17 protein-coding genes are annotated in these 17,001 nt (G+C 70.7%); 1 reads left to right on the forward strand and 16 read right to left on the reverse strand.

The genetic code is table 11. The features are described 5' to 3' along the window. From ETD85_RS02590 to ETD85_RS02660, 15 genes are all read right to left on the reverse strand, one after another. A partial coding sequence (locus ETD85_RS02590) for a LamG-like jellyroll fold domain-containing protein (RefSeq protein ID WP_206058046.1) occupies window positions 1–3,515 on the reverse strand: 3,515 nt, incomplete at its 3' end. 73 nt (window positions 3,516–3,588) lie between these two features. After that, entirely contained in the window at window positions 3,589–4,695 is a 1,107-nt protein-coding gene (locus ETD85_RS02595) for a hypothetical protein (RefSeq protein ID WP_138687952.1), read from the reverse strand. Further along, window positions 4,692–5,435: a WecB/TagA/CpsF family glycosyltransferase gene (locus ETD85_RS02600; RefSeq protein ID WP_206058047.1), complete on the reverse strand. Its 744-nt coding sequence runs from the start codon at window positions 5,433–5,435 to the stop codon at window positions 4,692–4,694. Before ETD85_RS02600 ends, ETD85_RS02595 begins: the two co-directional genes overlap by 4 nt. 70 nt (window positions 5,436–5,505) lie before the next feature. Further along, window positions 5,506–6,465: an endonuclease/exonuclease/phosphatase family protein gene (locus ETD85_RS02605; RefSeq protein WP_138687954.1), complete on the reverse strand. Its 960-nt coding sequence runs from the start codon at window positions 6,463–6,465 to the stop codon at window positions 5,506–5,508. Further along, on the reverse strand, window positions 6,450–7,301 hold the full coding sequence (rfbD, locus tag ETD85_RS02610; RefSeq protein WP_138687955.1) for a dTDP-4-dehydrorhamnose reductase: 852 nt from the start codon (window positions 7,299–7,301) through the stop codon (window positions 6,450–6,452). Before rfbD ends, ETD85_RS02605 begins: the two co-directional genes overlap by 16 nt. After that, complete coding sequence (gene rfbB, locus ETD85_RS02615) at window positions 7,289–8,230, reverse strand: dTDP-glucose 4,6-dehydratase (RefSeq protein WP_138687956.1); 942 nt, start codon at window positions 8,228–8,230, stop codon at window positions 7,289–7,291. Before rfbB ends, rfbD begins: the two co-directional genes overlap by 13 nt. After that, entirely contained in the window at window positions 8,227–9,294 is a 1,068-nt protein-coding gene (locus ETD85_RS02620) for a glucose-1-phosphate thymidylyltransferase (RefSeq protein ID WP_138687957.1), read from the reverse strand. Before ETD85_RS02620 ends, rfbB begins: the two co-directional genes overlap by 4 nt. Before the next feature lie 2 nt (window positions 9,295–9,296). Beyond that, window positions 9,297–10,751: a sugar transferase gene (locus tag ETD85_RS02625; RefSeq protein ID WP_138687958.1), complete on the reverse strand. Its 1,455-nt coding sequence runs from the start codon at window positions 10,749–10,751 to the stop codon at window positions 9,297–9,299. A 269-nt stretch (window positions 10,752–11,020) separates the two neighbouring features. Then, on the reverse strand, window positions 11,021–11,371 hold the full coding sequence (locus ETD85_RS02630) for a hypothetical protein (RefSeq protein ID WP_138687959.1): 351 nt from the start codon (window positions 11,369–11,371) through the stop codon (window positions 11,021–11,023). A gap of 81 nt (window positions 11,372–11,452) precedes the next feature. After that, a complete protein-coding gene (locus ETD85_RS02635) occupies window positions 11,453–12,085 on the reverse strand; it encodes a GntR family transcriptional regulator (RefSeq protein WP_138687960.1) in 633 nt (210 codons plus the stop codon). After that, the gene (locus ETD85_RS02640; RefSeq protein ID WP_138687961.1) at window positions 12,082–12,954 is read right to left on the reverse strand and encodes a DMT family transporter; all 873 of its coding nucleotides are present in this window, start codon (window positions 12,952–12,954) and stop codon (window positions 12,082–12,084) included. The genes ETD85_RS02635 and ETD85_RS02640 overlap by 4 nt, the downstream gene beginning before the upstream one ends. 18 nt (window positions 12,955–12,972) lie before the next feature. Further along, a complete protein-coding gene (locus ETD85_RS02645) occupies window positions 12,973–13,263 on the reverse strand; it encodes a hypothetical protein (protein WP_138687962.1) in 291 nt (96 codons plus the stop codon). 251 nt (window positions 13,264–13,514) lie between these two features. Continuing rightward, a complete protein-coding gene (locus ETD85_RS02650; RefSeq protein ID WP_138687963.1) occupies window positions 13,515–14,021 on the reverse strand; it encodes a GNAT family N-acetyltransferase in 507 nt (168 codons plus the stop codon). 35 nt (window positions 14,022–14,056) lie between these two features. Then, window positions 14,057–14,365, reverse strand: a complete 309-nt coding sequence (locus tag ETD85_RS02655) for an MmcQ/YjbR family DNA-binding protein (RefSeq protein ID WP_379507143.1) — start codon at window positions 14,363–14,365, stop codon at window positions 14,057–14,059. A gap of 141 nt (window positions 14,366–14,506) precedes the next feature. After that, window positions 14,507–14,926 (reverse strand): VOC family protein, encoded by a 420-nt coding sequence (locus tag ETD85_RS02660; RefSeq protein ID WP_138687965.1) that lies wholly within the window; start codon window positions 14,924–14,926, stop codon window positions 14,507–14,509. Window positions 14,927–15,161: 235 nt separating this feature from the next. On the opposite strand from ETD85_RS02660, the gene ETD85_RS02665 reads away from it, so the two are divergent. Next, the gene (locus tag ETD85_RS02665) at window positions 15,162–16,004 is read left to right on the forward strand and encodes a hypothetical protein (protein ID WP_138687966.1); all 843 of its coding nucleotides are present in this window, start codon (window positions 15,162–15,164) and stop codon (window positions 16,002–16,004) included. A 42-nt stretch (window positions 16,005–16,046) separates the two neighbouring features. Here ETD85_RS02665 and ETD85_RS02670 read toward each other — a convergent pair whose 3' ends face one another. Beyond that, a complete protein-coding gene (locus ETD85_RS02670; RefSeq protein WP_138687967.1) occupies window positions 16,047–16,976 on the reverse strand; it encodes a GNAT family N-acetyltransferase in 930 nt (309 codons plus the stop codon). Window positions 16,977–17,001 lie beyond the last annotated feature (25 nt).

Consider the following 17,001-nt stretch of genomic DNA (forward strand, 5'->3'; position numbering starts at 1 on the left):
TGGATGAACGCCGCAGGACCACTGCTGCCACTCCCCATCACCGCATACGCCAGATCCGCACCGAACTCCTTCATCAACACCGTCCGCCACCCCGACACGCTCGCCGGACGCACCCACGCCTCCAACGTCATCCCACCCGTCAGATCCAGCGTGCTCGCATCCGGCACCGTCACCCAGCTCGACGTGCCGTTGAACGACAGCGCCTGGCCGTACTTGCCCGCCGCCCAGGTCGCGGCGGTGGCGGTGCCGGTGTTGCCCGTACCGGAGGAGTCGGCGACCGCCGTGCCGGTGCCCGCGTTCATGCCGTACGCGGCCACCAGCCCCGTGTTCACGGGCGGCTCGGTCACCACCGCGGACGCCTCGTTGGACGACGCGCTGGTGTTGCTGGAGGCGTCGAAGGCGACGACGCGGTAGTGGTACGTGCCGGCCGCGACGCCCGAGTCGGCGAACGACGTGCTCGCCGTCGAGCCCACCTGGTTGGCGCCGGACGGGGTGAACCCGGCGGTGGTGGAACGGTGCACGGTGTAACCGGCCACGGCCACGTTGTCGGTCGAGGCCGTCCAGGTGAGCTGCGCGCCGCCCTGGCCGCCCGTGGCCGCGAGCGAGCCGGGCGCGGTCGGCGCCTGGGTGTCGGGCGGTCCCTGCTGGCCGATCGGGGTGTTCATGTCGGTCGTGATCTGGGCCGCGGTGAGCGCCTTGTTGTAGACGCGGACCTCGTCGATCAGGCCGCTGAAATACTCACCCGAACCGCTGTTGCCGCCGATCCGCAACGGACCGGTGCCCACCCGCAGATTGCCGACCGTCGGATTCGTCGCCACCTGCACGCCATTGACGTACAACCGCAACGTCGAGCCGTCATACGTCGCCGCCACATGACTCCACGAGTTCAGCGGCAGATTCGACGGAGCCGGCGCGTTCGCCCCCGAAGAAGTGTGGATGAACGCCGCAGGACCACTGCTGCCACTCCCCATCACCGCATACGCCAGATCCGCACCGAACTCCTTCATCAACACCGTCCGCCACCCCGACACGCTCGCCGGACGCACCCACGCCTCCAACGTCATCCCACCCGTCAGATCCAGCGTGCTCGCATCCGGCACCGTCACCCAGCTCGACGTGCCGTTGAACGACAGCGCCTGGCCGTACTTGCCGGTCAGGCTCCACGTGGTGCTCGCCGCCGTGCCGTTGTTGCCCTGGCCCGAGGCGTCGGCGACCGCCGTGCCCGTGCCCGCGTCCATCCCGTACGCGGCCACGAGGCCGTCGGGCGCCGGGGCCTGCTGGTAGGTGGCGGTGTAGGTGGTGGCGGTGGCCGGCGCCGTGACGTTGTGGTTCGCCGCGCCGCCGTCGGACCAGGAGGTGAAGGTGTGGCTGAAGCCGTTCGCGCTCTGCGGCGACGGCGCGGAGATCGAGTTGGCCGAGCCTGCGATCACCGTCCTGGTGAAGGGGGCGATGGTCTGCTCGCTGTTGAAGCCGAGCTGCAGCCCGGCTGGCACGGTCTGGAAGGTCAGGTTCACCGTCTTCGGCTGCAGGAACACGCTCTTGGTGTCGGTGAGACCGTGCGTGTCCGTCACGGTCAGCCTGAGCTCCAGATGCGAGGGATATTCGTGGTCAGGCGGGACGAAGGTGCCGCCCGTGCCGGTGAACGTGGTGATCTGGTGCTCGTGGCAGGTGCTCGGGCAGTGGTGCTGGATCAGCGTCCACAGCATCCGGGAGCCGGGGATGGCGCCGTCCTGGGCGTCGGTGCCGGTGCCCGAGTACGCGATCGTGTCGCCGACCGCCCAGGTGAGCGTGGACGACGGGGTGTTGATCGTCGCGGTGGGCGCGGTGTTGTTCACGTTGATCGTGACGGTGGCGTCTCCCTGGCCGCCGCGTCCGTCGCCGGCCCGCAGCCGCACCACGTACGAGCCCGGCTGGGTGTAGGTGAAGGACGGCGCGGTCGCGGTGGAGTCGTCGAGGTCGCCGTCGCCGTCCAGGTCCCACTGGAAGGTGAGCGGGTCGCCGTCGGCGTCGCTGGAGCCCGCGGCCGTGAAGCTCACCGCGAGGGGCGCGTTGCCCGTGGTGGCGCTCGCGCCGATGACGGCGGCCGGCGGGTTGTTGTTGTAGATGTAACGGACGATCTGCCCGTTGGTGTAGTCGACCGCGAACAGGTCGCCGCCCGGCCCGGTCTGCAGCTCCACCGCGGGGATGCCGGAGTCGAACGTGGCGATCGTGGCGGGGTCGGGCAGGCCGTTGGCGCCCTTGGTCATGACCCAGACGCACGAGCGGCTGAAGTCGGAGAAGAACATGGCGCCGTCGTAGGCGTCCGGGTAGGGGCCGCCGGTGTAGAAGGCCACGCCGCTGGAGGAGGAGCCGCCCGACGGGCATGGGTCGCTCGGCGCGGGCCGGCTGCCGTGGTTCCAGGCGAAGTACGGCTGGTTGTGCGCGCTCGCGCCCGCCGCGTACAGGTTCTCGCAGAGCGTCAGGTTGAGGTCGTCGTAGCCGCCCTGCCGGTTCGCGCCCTCGTAGCAGGGCCAGCCGAAGTTGGCCACCGGGCCGGTGGGGTTGGCGATCCTGTTGATCTCCTCCCACGTGTTCCAGCCGACCTCGCCCGCCCAGATCTCGCTGGTCCCCGGCCGGACGGTGAAGCGGAACGGGTTGCGCTGGCCGTAGGCGATGATCCTGGCGACGTTGGGGTCGCTGCTGCCGGCGTTCGGGTTGCCGGGGGCCGCGGCGCCGGTGTCGGGGTCGATCCTGATGATCGTGCCGTTGAGCGCCGCCGGGTCCGCGCTTGTCCGCAGGTCCTGCGAGCGCAGCGCGCCGCCCTCGGCGGCCGGCGGGGTGAGCGCGGTGCCCACGGGCGAGGGCGGGTCGCCGCACGGGTTGTCGGGGGTGATGTCGGAGCTGGGCAGGTTGTCCTGGCCGTAGTCGGCGAAGTTGAAGCTCGCGCCGTCGCCGCCGCTGGCGTACAGCATGCCGTCGGGGCCGAACTTGAGGTCGCCGACGGAGTGGCTGGGATGCTGCTGGCACCAGTCGGTGATCAGCGGGGTCTCCGCCCCGGTGGCGGAGAGCACCGACAGGCGCCCGGTGATGAGGCAGCCGTCGTTGGTCGCGCCCGGCGGGGTCGGGCACGGGTCGCCGGTCTGGCCGGCCGTCCCCCAGCGCGGCGTGGTGCCGCCCGGCACGGCGTCGCGGGCGTAGAGGACGTAGATGCGGGGGTCGGCGGGGAAGCTCGGGTGCAGGGCCATGCCGAGCAGGCCGCGGTCCCAGAAGTTGTGCACCTGGGTGCGCAGGTCGGCGTAGACGGCCGGCGTGGTGTCGGTGATGGAGTCGAAGACCTTGATCAGGCCGCTCTTCTCGGCGACGAACACCCGGCCGTCGGAGGCGAACTCCACGTTGCTCGGGTTGGTCAGGCCGCTGAAGACGACCTGACGCTGGAAGTTGCCGGGCAGAGCCTGCGCGGCCGGTGTCGTGACGACCACCAGGCCGGTGGTGATCAGCAGGATGGATAAGAGCGCATGACGAAGCCGCCTCAGCACGATGAACCCCCTAAAGAGCCGACAATTCCCCCCGAGCTCCACAGGTGATCTATCGCACTAAATCAGGCAGAAGTCACGACACCTGTCCGCTTCTGGTCAGCCACGCGTACAGCAGCCACCCCAGCTCGTACGGCCGGCACTCCCGATCGACGGCGACCGGCGGATAGACCCGGTCGAGCACGCCGAGCCCCGAGCCCGCGTGCACCCGGGTGGCCGCCGCGCGCAGGCCGCGGACCAGCTTGCGCGGGTCGGCCCTGGCCTCCTTGCGCCAGGTCAGGGCGAGCCGGTCCAGCACGAACGCGGGCCGCTCGATCATCCAGTCGAGCCCCTTGGAGATCTCCGCCACGTGGGCCGCCCCGCCCGCGTCGGCCAGGTCGAGCAGGGCCATGGGCGCCATCGCGAGCTGGTGCACGCTGTAGACCGGGTACCCCTCGACCACGGAGCCGTTCCTGGCGTCGTAGTGCCACCACCATTCGCCCTGGTCGCCCTGCGCCTGGCAGATCCCGGCGGCCACCTGCTCGGCCGCGCGCAGCGCCTCGGGGTCGCCGGTGGCGGCGTGCAGCCGGGCCAGCGCCTGCAGCGGGTAGACCTGGTCGGCGAAGCACCCCACGTGCGCCCGGTACCAGGGCACGAGCGGGCCGTCCCCCAGCGTGTGCCGGTAGAGCCGGTCGCTAGCCAGCCCGCCGAGCAGCCGCTCGCGGGCGCGTCCCGTGTCGGCCCCGGCCGCCACCAGGGCGGCCAGCGCCCAGGCCGCCTCGACCGTGTGGATCTGCGGCGCGGTGTCGAGCTCGGCCAGCCGCCGCAGCGCCACGTCGAGGCCGGAATGCCCGGACTCGGCCGCCGCCCAGCAGATCAGCGCGGCGTCCCCGACCCCCGTCACCTCCGGCAGCCGCTTGACCAGGCGGCCGACCAGGTCGTGCAGGGTGTCGCCGGCCAGCGCCGCGCGCTGCCGCTCGTCGTCCAGCGTGGCCACGCCGAGCGCGACGATCGCCGAGTAACGCAGGCTGCGCCCCTCCGGCATCGCGGCCCACTCCCCGCCGGGCTCCTGGTGGCCGCGCCGGGTGAACACGAACTCGCCGTCCACGTAGCCGGGCGGGAGTCCGCGCACGGACAGGTCCACCATGCCGGTGATGAAGTCCTGGTGTCCGGAGCCCAGCAGAGCGATCCGGTGATGCGTCACGTCGTCTCCTCGATCCTGCCTCTGACACCGGCGCGCTCCCTGAGCACCAGGAAGAGAAATCTGCCGTTGGTCCGTATGTAGCGCGGCCCGAGCCGCAGCGGCTCCTGGAGCATGCGGTAGAGCCATTCCAGGCCCAGCCGCTGCCAGCCCAGCGGCGCCCTGCGGGTGTGCCCGGCCAGCACGTCGAACGAGCCGCCGACGCCGTGGATGATCCCGGCCTCCGTACGCGCGCCCCAGTCGCGGATGAAGATCTCCTTCTTCGGCGAGGTGATGCCCAGGAACAGCAGGTCGGCCCGGGAGGCGGCGATCTCGGCGGCGATCTCGGCCGACTCCTCGGCCGCGAAATAGCCGTCCCGCGCGCCGGCGACCTCCAGCCCCGGGTAGCGCCGCCGTACCTCGTCCAGGACCCGCGCGAGCACCTCGCCGGTCGCGCCGAGGAAGTAGGCGCGGTAGCCGCGCGGCGCCCCCTCGGCCATCAGCCCGGTGAACAGGTCGATGCCCGCCACCCGCTCGGGGACCCGGTGGCCGAGGGCCCGCGCGGCCCAGACGACGGCCTGGCCGTCGGCCAGCACCAGATCGCTTTCGACGACCGACTGCCGCAACGCGGCGTCGCCGCGCATGTTGACGACCTTGGCCGCGTTGACCACGCCGATCGTGAGCTGCGTGCGCTCCGAGACCGCCGCCACGCATCGGTCGAGCACCTCACGCATCGTGAGCGCGTCGAGCGGTAAGCCCAACACGGTTCTCCTGGATGCCATCCGTCCCCCTGGGTGTCGATGACATATCGGGCCAAGCTCGGGAAATGTGACATCAGGGCAACACCAGCTCGGTGAGGGTCGCCCGGTGGTCGGTCCTGGGCATGCGCAGGGTCTGGAAGTCTCGTACGGCGATGCGCTTGTCGAGCAGCACGTGGTCGATGGCCACCTTGGGGAACAGCCGGGGCTGCTGGTAGTACGGCCACGTCATCGACAGCCCCTTGCCCGTGACGTCGGCGGCGTCCCGGTAGCCGGTGGCGATCAGCTCGCGCAGCACCGCGTGGTCGAGCGTGGAGTTGAAGTCGCCGGCCAGCACGCGCAGGCGGCCACCGGCCGGCGGCAACGCCCTGATGCTCGACGCCCAGCATGCCGTCCGCCAGCCCTCGGACGGCGCGCACGCGTGCACGGCGACCAGGTCCACCTCCCTGCCGCCCGGCGCGGTGAGCACGGCGGGCAGGTGCCGCGGGCTCTCGGCGAAGGGCGGGGCCGCGATCTGCGTGCCGGCCGGCCGCAGCGGGTAACGCGAGTAGATCGCCGCGCCCTCGGAGTCCGAGCCCGGCACCGCCACCTCGTACGGCATGAGCCGGCTCAGCCCGAGCTCCTCCACCCGCTCGCGCATCAGGAAGGTGAACTCCAGCAGGTGCAGCACGTCCGGCCGCTCGCGCCTGACCACGTCCACCAGGTCCTCCGGCAGCACGGAAGAGTGCAGCAGGTTGACCGCCAGCACCCGCAGCACCGGCCCGCCGGCCTCCGCGTTGCCCCCGGGGACCGCGCGCGGCAGCACGGCCACCGCGAAGGCCCCCGTCACCAGCAGCGCGGCCACGACCAGCGGCCCGTTGCGGATCAGGAGCGCGACGAGCAGCGGCAGCAGCGAAGCCGCGGCCGCGTAGGGGGTGAAGGAGACCAGCTGCGACCAGACGAACTTCGGCTCCCATCCGGCCAGCCGCAGTCCAGCCCATCCCGCGAAGGGCACGAGCACCAGCCAGCACAGCGGGACCACTAGACGACCCCGCACCGGCGCCCTCGCATCAGCACCGGCCAGGCGGCGTGCAGGGCGGGCCGCCAATGCCGGATCGGCTCCCATCGGGTGTGCGCGAGCACGCTGCTGGCCGGGCGCCTGGCCGGGCGCGGGAAGGACGCGGAGTTGACCGGGCGCACGCGGGCCGGGTCGTGGCCGAGCAGCGTGAAGATCTCCTTGGCCAGGCCGCACCACGTGGTCTCGCCGGCGCTGGTGCCGTGATAGACGCCGGGCGGCAGGTCCGACTGCGCCAGCCTGACCAGGTAGTCGGCCAGGTCGGCGGTCCACGTCGGCTGGCCGCGCTGGTCGTCGACCACGTCCACGGTCTCACGCTCGGCCGCCAGCCTGATCATCGTCGTGACGAAGTTCTGGCCCGCCGAGCCGTACAGCCAGGCGGTGCGCACCACGTAGTGGCCGTGGTGGAGCGCCGACCGCTCGCCGGCCAGCTTGGTGCGGCCGTAGGCGTTCAGCGGCCCGGTGGGGTCGCCTTCCAGGTAGGGCTCGCGCCCCGATCCGTCGAAGACGTAGTCGGTGGACAGGTGCAGCAGCTTCGACCCGGCGCGGGTGCACGCCTCGGCCAGGTTGCCGACGGCATGCCCGTTGATCTCCATGGCCTCGTCCTCGCGCGTCTCGGCCTCGTCCACGGCGGTCCAGGCCGCGCAGTTGACCACCACCCGGGGCCGGTAGGCGCATACGAAGTCGCGTACCGCGCGTTTGTCGCATAAGTCCAGCTCGGCACGGGCCAGCGCGATGACGGGGTCGCCGGTGAGCGCGATCCTGTCGTGCAGGTCGGCGGCGAGCATGCCCCCGCCGCCCGTGATCAGCCACCGCACGCCGACCACCAGTCGCGATTGGCCTGGTACCAGCGCACGGTGTCCTTCAGCCCCTGGTCGAACGGGATCTCCGGCCGGTAGCCGAGCGCCCGCAGCTTGGTGTCGTCGAGCGAGTAGCGGCGGTCGTGGCCCTTGCGGTCCTCGACGTGCTGGACCATGTCCCACCCCGCGCCGCAGGCGTCGAGCAGCCGCCGGGTCAGCTCCAGGTTCGTCAGCTCGGCGGTGCCGGCGATGTGGTAGATCTCCCCCGGCTCGCCCCGCTCGGCGACGAGCCGGATGCCCGCGCAGTGGTCCTCCGCGTGGATCCAGTCCCGCACGTTGCCGCCGTCGCCATAGAGCGGCACCTTCCTGCCGCGCAGCAGGTTGGTGACGAACAGCGGGATGACCTTCTCTGGGTACTGTCTCGGCCCGTAGTTGTTGCCGCAGCGGGTGATGGAGACGTCGAGCCCGTGGGTGATCGCGTAGGCGCGCGCGATCAGGTCGGCGCCCGCCTTCGAGGCCGCGTACGGCGAGCGGGGGTTGAGCGGCGTGTCCTCGGTCCACGAGCCGTGCTCGATCGAGCCGTACACCTCGTCGGTCGAGACCTGCACCACCTTGCCGACGCCCACGTCCAGGCAGGCCTGCAGCAGCGTCTGGGTGCCGAGCACGTTGGTGCGGACGAACTCGGCCGCCCCGTCGATCGACCGGTCGACGTGCGACTCGGCCGCGAAGTTGACCACCAGGTCGTGCCCGGGCACCACCTCCGCGAGCAGGCCCGCGTCGCAGATGTCGCCGTGCACGAACGTGTGCCGCACGCCGTCGAGATTGGCGCGGTTGCCGGCGTAGGTGAGCTTGTCCAGCACGGTCACGTCCGCAGGCTGATCGTGCAGCGAGCGGACGAAGTGCGAGCCGATGAAGCCCGCACCGCCGGTTACCAGGATGTTCCTCATGAGCTGATCTGTACCTTGCTGTGGTCGCCGAGGACGAGACGGTGAGCTCTGGGCGTGTTGGGCGCCGGGGTGACCTCGACGTCGTGGCCGATGAGCGACGCCTCGATCCTGCGCACGCCTTCGAGGGAGGCCCTGGGCAGCACGATCGAGTATTCGATCTCGCTGCCCGAGACGGTGCAGCCGGCTCCGATCGAGGTGAACGGGCCGACGTAGCTGTCCACGATCCGCGCGCCCGGTCCGATGATCACCGGGCCGACCAGGCGCGAGCGTTCGACCACCGCGCCCGGCTCGACGACCACCCGGCCGATCAGCTCGCTGGCCTCGTCGACGTGGCCGCTGACGCGGGCCTCCAGCGACTCCAGGACGAGCCGGTTGACCTCCAGCATGTCGGTGACGTTGCCGGTGTCCTTCCAGTAGCCGGAGACCACCGAGGAGTCGACCCGCAGGCCCGCCTCGATCAGCCACTGGATGGCGTCGGTGATCTCCAGCTCGCCCCGCCATGACGGCTTCAGCTCGGCCACCGCGGCGTGGATCGCCGGGCTGAAGAGATAGACGCCGACCAGCGCGAGATCGCTCTTCGGCTGCGCCGGCTTCTCCTCCAGCCCGATGACGCGCCCGTCGGCGTCGAGCTCCACGACGCCGAACTGCCGCGGGTCGCCGACCTCGGTGAGCATGATCTGGGCGGCGGGGCGGCTGGCCGCGAACCGTTCGACCAGGTCGCTGATGCCGCCCACGATGAAGTTGTCGCCCAGATACATGACGAAGTCGTCGTCGCCGAGATAGTCGCGGGCGATCAGCACCGCGTGCGCCAGCCCGAGCGGCGCCTCCTGGCGCAGGTACGTCGCCTGCAGCCCGAACGCCGACCCGTCGCCGACGGCCGCCTCGATCTCGGCCTGGGTGTCACCCACGACGAGACCGATCTCGCGGATGCCCGTCTCGGCGATCGCCTCCAGCCCGTAGAAGAGCACCGGCTTGTTGGCGACGGGTACGAGTTGCTTGGCCGAGGTGTGCGTGATCGGGCGGAGCCGGGTGCCCGACCCCCCGGCCAGCACGAGTGCTTTCACCGCTAGTAAGCCCCTTCTCCACGAGTGACGACGGACCAGGTCTTCCACAGGATCTGCAGGTCGAGGATGAGCGACCAATTCTCCACGTAGCGCAGATCGAGGCGTACGGACTCCTCCCACGTCAGGTCGGAACGGCCGCTGACCTGCCAGAGCCCGGTCATCCCCGGCTTGACCACCAGGCGGCGGCGAACGTCGGTGCGGTACTTGGCCACCTCGTCGGGCAGCGGCGGCCGGGGGCCGACCAAGGACATCTCCCCGCGGAACACATTGAGCAGCTGGGGCAGCTCGTCCAAGGAATATCTGCGCAGGAAAGCGCCTACCTTGGTGATCCTTGGATCGTTCCTTATCTTGAACAACACCCCGTCGAACTCGTTCGCTTCCAGGAGCTGGCCCTTGAGCTGCTCCGCGTCCACCACCATCGTGCGAAATTTCACCAGCCGGAATTCCCTGCCGCCTCTGCCGACCCTCGTCTGGTAGAACAGCGCGGGCCCCTGGCTGGTGAGCCTGATCACCAGCACGATCACCAGCAGCGGCAGCGACAGGAGCAGCAACGCCAGCCCCGCGACGCACCGGTCGAAGACGCTCTTCACGAACTGCCTGGCGCCGCCGAACTCCGGATGCTCCACGTGCAGCAGCGGCATCCCGGCCACCGGCCTGATGCTGATCCGCGGCCCGGCCACGTCCATGAGGGCCGGCGCGACGAAGAGGTCGGTACGCGCGGTCTCCAGGCTCCAGGCCAACCGGCGCAGCGCGGCCCCGTCCAGCTCCGGGCAGGCCAGCACGGCGACGGCGTCGGCCCGCGAGTGCGCCACGACCTCGGCCACGTCGCCGAAGGAGCCCATCACGGGGATGCCGTCCAGGTCGACGTCCATCGAGTGCTCCGGCAGGCAAGCTCCCACCACTTGCATGCCGTGATGCGGCTGGCGGCGGAACTGCACCACCAGATCGAGAATGGACTCCCGGTGCCCCACCGCGATGACCTGGCGCATGTACTCGCCGACGGCCCGCCGGCGATGCAGGCGTTTACGCATCCTGAAGCGGTAGTACAGCGTCACCACCACCGCCAGCGGCAGCATCGCCATGACGAAGCTGCGGGCTACGGCGGTCTGCGTGGCGTAGGCCATGATCGCCGTGGTGGCCATCAGGCCGACCCCGCCGTTGAACACGGCCTTGAACTCCTCGGTGCCCTCACCATTGGCGCGCTGGCGGTACGCGCCGGCCAGCATCAACGCGATGGGCCAGGTGACGAGCAGGCCGAATCCGAGCACGAATTCGGCGATCGGTATGTACACGCCGGCGGTCAGCCGGACGCCGAGCACACACGCACACGCCAGAAGCGCGCACACCGTGTCCCCGCATAACAGGAGCCGTAGGTACGCCTGCGTCCAGATACTGGACCCGCGGCGCGGCACGGCCCCGAGGAGTGCAACAACGGACTCCTCAGTCCCCACCCTCATAGCACCACCCTGTGACAACTTCGTGCACGCCGATAACTTGACGTTCCTTGCACCACATGGGTTGACAAGTCCCACGCACTATCAAGGGCGGCGGCCCCCACTAAAGACTAAAGATCCATTCCAAGCTGGGGAATAACGGCAAATGTCCAGAAGCGGACGTAGATCGGGAGGGCTTTGGGGTTGACGGAACGATCCAAAGATGCCCGGTACCGTGAGAGGAATGTGAGGTTTACGGCGATATTTCAGCAGGCAGCCGGAATGTTAACCCGCTAGTCGTACTCCAGATCCGGCAATGCGGACGGCGGATCCGGACTGCGCCAGACGACCACAACCCCGTCGTGCGTGGAATCGGCGGCCAAGGTCAGCCGATCGAGGTCGAAATCCGGCAGGTAGCGCAAACGTGCCAGAAACGTGGCGTCGGTGGCCGAGCGCGGAACCACGCAGCCCTCACCGTCACGGTCCAGCAGAATGTAGTGGACGTCTGACCCGGACTCTGTGACGACACGGACCTCCACGACGTCCTCCCACGCGAGAGCCTCGACGCTGCCGTCCGCGTAGTGACGGGTGACGCCCTCTTCCGTGACATATACGTAGGAGTCCGGCATCGGGTTGCCGTGCATGGCCGCGATTCTTGCGAGTTCTGGGGTTGTCCCGCAAGGGTTCGCGCTCAATGGTGCGCACAGCGCGCATACGAGCGGCTCTCAGGAGTGCGGATCGCTGCCCCAGGTGTGGCTGAGGTGGGCCGCCATCGCCGCCCGCGCGTGCTCGACCGGCCCCTCCGCGATGGCGTCGAGCAGCTCGCGATGCTCCCTGACCACCACGTCCCTGTCGCGGTAGACCGCGCGCAGCCGGACCATGCCGAGCCTGGTCTCGGCCGCGAGCACGCTGTAGAGCCGTTCGAGCCGGGGGCTGCCGGCCGCCTCGATCAGCGCCTGGTGCAGCTCCATGTGCTCGGCGACGCTCTCCGACCACGGCGCGTCCGCCGGCAAGGCGTCCCACCTGCGCAGCGCCGCCTCCGCCGCGGGCACCCGCCGCCCGGCCACGGCCCGGACCATGAGGTCCTCCAGCGGCCTGCGCACGTACATGAGGTCCTGGAGGTCCGAGATCGTTACCTCGGGGACATAGGCGCTGCGGTTGCGCTCGCGTCTGAGCAGGCCCTCGTGCACCAGGCTCGCCAGCGCCTCCCGTACGGTCGGCCTGGCGACGCCGTACGACGCGGCGATCTCCTGCTCGGGCAGCGGGGTCCCCGGCTCGATCTCGCCGGAGAGCACCCTGGTGCGCAGGGCGTCGGCGAGCGCGCCGACGGTGGAGACAGGTCTGAGCGGCAACGTCACGGCTGTGATGCTAACGCCGTTTCCGGCGTTCTTTCCGGTACGGCCACCACCACCAGGCTGAGCACCAGCATCACCAGCCCGGCGATCGAGACCGGGGCCAGCCTCTCCCCCAGCACCAGCAGGCCGAGCAGGGCGGCGACGGCCGGCTCGGCCAGCGCCAGCGTGGCGGCCGTGGCGACGGGGGTGGTCCGCAGGCCGAGCCCGTACAGGAAGTAGGACAGGGCGGTGGTGCCGAGGCCGAGGTAGAGGACGGCGAGCAGACCGCGCGGCTCGGACAGCCACCCGACCCCGTTGACGAGCAGCACGGGCAGCATGATCACGGCCGAGCCCCCGAACAGCACGCCCATCACGGCGTTGGACGGCGCCCCCGTCTCGATGGCCCTGGCCGCCGAGACCGCGTAGAAGGCGTAGAGCAGCCCGCCGAGCAGGGCGAACAGCACCCCGGACACCATCCGCCCGCCGGCTTGCGCCCCACCGCCGACGATCAGCGCCGCGCAGCCGCAGATCGCCGCCGTGGTCGCCAGCGCCCACCTCCCGGTCGGCCGCCGCCCGTGCAGCGCCCACGAGAGCAACCCGGTGAAGACGGGCCCGCTGCCGATCGCGACCACGGTGCCGATGGCCACGCCCGTGCGGCCGACGGCGGCGAAGAAGCAGAGCTGGTAGGCGGCCACCGCGACGGCGGCCAGCAGCAGCCCCGGCGTGACGGCGCGCCGCACGCCCGCGCCCGCGAGCAGCGCGAGCGCCGCACCCCCGATGACCAGCCGCGCGGCGGCCAGCGCGACGGAGTCCGCGGAGACGAGCAAGCCCGCGGTGCCGGCCGTGCCCCACAGCACGGAGGCGGCCACGACGGCGAGAGGTCCGTTCTTCATGCTGACATTGTCTGACAATTAGACAATTTCGTCCAGCAGGCCGTCCAGCATGCGGGCGGCGGGCGCCGTCACGTCCCCCGCGTAGTCGTCCAGCGCGGCGAGCGCGTCGTGGATGCCCGGCAGGCTCTTGAGCGGGAGCTCCAGCAGGAGGTCGTCCTCCGCGGTGATCCCGCCGGCGACGTGGAAGGCGTCGTCGGCGGCGATGAGCGACACCTCGAAGCGGACCTCGCGGCCGTCGGGCAGCGTGAACGTGGTGCCGACGCGCACGCCGGCGGGCGGGACGAAATAGGAGAACGTCTCGCGTCTCACGAAGGGATGATGTAACTCCGCGAGGATCTCCGATGCCCGGCTCAGGGCTGCCAGCAGTCCGGCCGCGGCCAGACTCTCGCTGTCCACCCAGAAAGACTAGATCAGCGCGCCGGTGGGTGGCCAGGCACGGCCGCCGGAGCGGTTGAGCCGGTGGCCAGGCACGGCCTCCGGGCCGCTCAGCTCCCGGCCGTCGGATCGTCCGGCTTCAGGCCGTCGCGCCGCTCAGCTCCCGGCGGTCGGATCGTCCGGCTTCAGGCCGTGGGATCGGTGGCGAGGCGGGCGTGCCGCTCGACGTCGTAGCGGATGCCGTCGTAGCGCAGCTTGCCCCGCTCGATGCCCTCGGGCCGGAACCCGGCCTTGACCGCGACCCGGCACGACGCCGGGTTGTCGATGCGGTGCCCCAGCTCCAGCCGGTAGAGGCCGCGCTCGCGAAAGGCCCACCGCGCCAGCTCGTCCGTGGCCGCCGCGGCGATCCCGCGCCCCCTCGCCTCGGGGACCATCCAGTAGGACACCCAGCCGGTGTCGTGCGCGTCGATGCGGGCCACCGCGACGTTGCCGACCACCCGCTCGCCCGCCGGCTCGGCCACCGTGACCGCGAACGCGTGCCCCGCGCCCGGCCACGAGGCGATCCAGCCCACGGCGTCCTTGAGCGTCACCACGGGCCAGGGCGCCTGTCTCCGGAGATCGGCCGCCTGGAAGGCCCTGAGCACGACCGGCGCGTCGTCCTCGCGCCACTCCCGCAACCGGATGTTCGGCATAACTCGCACGCTGCCCGAGATTACCCGGAACGTGCCTATAGCGCCTGCTGCCCGATTTGGTGAGCGGCCTCGAAGTCGGCGACCAGCTGCTTGGGGGCGGTCAGGCACCAGGCCTCCGCCACCAGCTCGAACAGCTCCTCCCGGTCGATCCCATCGAGATGCACCACGACCCACCCGAACCGCCCGGCGGTGAACTGCACCTCGAACACCTCGGGCCGCTCCGCGACCAGCGCGATCTGCTCCTCGATCGTGGCCTTGAGCCCGACGGTCTCCGTCGCCTCCCACAGGTAGCCGAAGCCCTTGTCGTGCACCTTGAGCGCGACCCAGTCGCCGCCATGGCTCATCCGGACCTTCGGCAGCTCATCCAGCAACTCGAGGAACTCATCGACGCTCACACCCATGCCGCCTGTGTACCAGACCCGGCCGACACTTCCGAGCCCGCGATCCGGCCCGGAGCGAGACCGGCCCCTGCGCCGCGTTGGAAATCACTCGTAGTAGCGGACCTCCAGCACGTTGCCGTCGGGGTCGGAGAAGAAGATCACCTCGGACGCGATGCCCTGCGCCCCGAACGAGTTGGTGCCACTGCCCGTGATCGTCACCTCGTGCTGTTTCAGCCGCACTTGCAGGGCCTCGAAATCCTCCCTGCTCACCGCCAGGCAGAGATGGTTGATCGGATGCCCGGCGGTGCCCTGCACCCCCGTGCCCTCCTCCACTCCCCGCGCCGCCTCGTACGCCATCAGGTCGAGAACGGTGTCGGGAGAGATCCGCACGCTCGGGAACGCCGCCATTCCATCGCGAAACTCCTCGGCCCGCACTCCTGGCAGACCGACCACCTGCTCATAGAAATGCAGGGAGCCGGACTGGTCGGAAACCCAGCAGACGACATGGTCGAGCCGTGCGTCCATGTAAACCTCCATTCTCGTCCAATATCTGCTGCCCGAATGTCGCTGTCCACCGGCGGCCGCGAATGGTCGCCTCGGCGAAAGGGGCGGTTCACGCGGAGTTCGCGCCCCTGATCTGCGACGGGGAAGCCCTGCGGCGACGGCGGTCCCTGGTCCCGGACCGGGCTGAGCCGGATCAGTCCGCATCGGAATCCGTCGATTACCAATATGTACGTATTTGTTGAGGCATGATCGGAGGATGAACGCATCGATGCGGGCAGCGCTCGTGGGTGCAGTGGTCGGGCTGACCCAGTTCGTCATTCTCTGCTGGCGGGGCGAGGACATCGGAATCCTCGACATGATGGGGCTCATCATCACGCCGTACGCATTGGGATTCCTGCTGTGCCGGTGGGGCAGGCTGCCCCGCTGGGGGGCGGTGGCCACGGCGGGGCCGGCCGTCACCGCGGCGTTCCTGCTCACCCTCGTGGTGTCCCTGCGTTTCCCCCCGAGCCTCGACCTGGGCGACTGGCAGGCCGGCCTGGCCTTCATGGCCCTGGGCGCGACCAGCTACCTGGCCGCTGGCGGGCTCGTCATGCCGCTGCACGTGGGCCTCCGCGTCCTGACGGTCGGCCTGGTCGCCGTCACGTACATCGGGGTGGCCTCGGCGCAGAGCCTGATCGTCGCGGCGGCGCGGGTGCAGACCATGGTCGACGCCGGGTACCCGATCATGGTGCCCGACCTGCCGGATCACCGGCTCACGTACCTGAGCGAGTCGGGACGGCTGCTGGCGCTCGACTACACGAGCGACGACGACTTCTCCGAGATCGACGTCACCGTCGGGGCGAAGAGCCTGGCGGTCGCCCAGGCCGCCTGCGACATGGACCTCTTCGGCCTGGACGAGCCGGAGGGCGCGCATTGCCGGGAGGCGGCGCCGGGCGTGTGGGTGCGCAGCGGCGCGTTCGGCACGGCGGTGGTCGCCACGCACGGCGACGCCCTGCTGCAGCTCGTGAGCCGGACGGTGCCCGAGGCCGAGCTGATCGCGCTCGTGCCGACGTTCCGTCCGATCGACCCCTGGGCGCTGGTGACCCTCGTGGAGGACTGAGCCGCCCGGCTCGGCGACCCTGGGCCGCCCGGCTCGGCGGCCCTAGCCGTTGGAGAGGTTGAGCCGGATCTCCGTGTTGCGGTATCCGGCGCGCCGGAACGCGGCCGCCATCGGCGCGTTGCCCAGGTCCGTGGTGGCGGTGATGCGCTGCTCTCCGTTGGCATCGTGGATGCGGGTGATCTCCGCGAGCACCTCGTCCACGTAGCCGCGCCCCCGGAACTCCGGGACCACCCCGAGATAACCGACATTCACGTTGTACGGCGTCGCCGAGGGGATCGCCATGCCCGCCACCTCGTCCTCGGGCGTATAGGCGAGCCGCCACCACTCCCGCCGGCCCGGCGCCCCGAGATAGAAGTCCATCTCCTCGCGCGCGGTCGCGTCCACGCCCTTGGCCAGCAGGTTCGCGCGGGTCTGGGCGTCCAGGCTGCCCTCGGCGATCCTCCTGAACACCGCCAGGAACTCCTCGTCCGACGCTTCGGCGAAACGCAGCGCGCCGGTCGCCGCGGGCACCCCGTCGGCGGGGGCCCACTCGAACTGCAGGCGCTCCACCTCGTGGGTGAGACCCGCCGCGTGTGCCGCCGCCCGCCGCCATTCCACGGCCGCCGACCTGACCGGGTCGTCGCGCCAGCCGCCGGCCGTCTTGATCGCGTACTGCACCGGCTGCGGGAACCCGGCCAGGCCGGCCCTGATCAGCTCGGCGCCGATGGCGGCACGGTCGCCCAGGGCGGGATCGGGGTCCACGTCGAGGCAGTCGAGCGCGACCGGATGCGCGCTGTCCTTCGGCCCCCACCACAGCGCCCGCGCCACGACCCGGTCACCGTCCTCGGCGATCCACGTCCACTCCGGCCGGTACATGTTCTCGGCCAGTTCGGCGAGATAGCGGTCGGCGGGGATCCAGCCGACCGGCTCGGTCACGGTCCACGAGGTCACTCGATCGAGGTCGGCGGGGGTAACCGCACGGTAGGCAAGCACCTGCACACCTTAGCGACCCATTTGC

It is taken from the genome of Nonomuraea zeae, assembly GCF_005889725.1.
Lineage (GTDB): Bacteria > Actinomycetota > Actinomycetes > Streptosporangiales > Streptosporangiaceae > Nonomuraea > Nonomuraea zeae.

Excerpts from the sequence above, each read along its gene's own strand:
- rfbB (WP_138687956.1), bottom strand. The coding sequence starts at position 8,230 with ATGAGGAACATCCTGGTAACCGGCGGTGCGGGCTTCATCGGCTCGCAC.
- ETD85_RS02625 (WP_138687958.1), bottom strand. The coding sequence starts at position 10,751 with ATGAGGGTGGGGACTGAGGAGTCCGTTGTTGCACTCCTCGGGGCCGTG.
- ETD85_RS02630 (WP_138687959.1), bottom strand. The coding sequence starts at position 11,371 with ATGCACGGCAACCCGATGCCGGACTCCTACGTATATGTCACGGAAGAG.
- ETD85_RS02640 (WP_138687961.1), bottom strand. The coding sequence starts at position 12,954 with ATGAAGAACGGACCTCTCGCCGTCGTGGCCGCCTCCGTGCTGTGGGGC.
- ETD85_RS02650 (WP_138687963.1), bottom strand. The coding sequence starts at position 14,021 with ATGCCGAACATCCGGTTGCGGGAGTGGCGCGAGGACGACGCGCCGGTC.
- ETD85_RS02655 (WP_379507143.1), bottom strand. The coding sequence starts at position 14,365 with ATGAGCCATGGCGGCGACTGGGTCGCGCTCAAGGTGCACGACAAGGGC.
- ETD85_RS02660 (WP_138687965.1), bottom strand. The coding sequence starts at position 14,926 with ATGGACGCACGGCTCGACCATGTCGTCTGCTGGGTTTCCGACCAGTCC.
- ETD85_RS02665 (WP_138687966.1), top strand. The coding sequence starts at position 15,162 with ATGAACGCATCGATGCGGGCAGCGCTCGTGGGTGCAGTGGTCGGGCTG.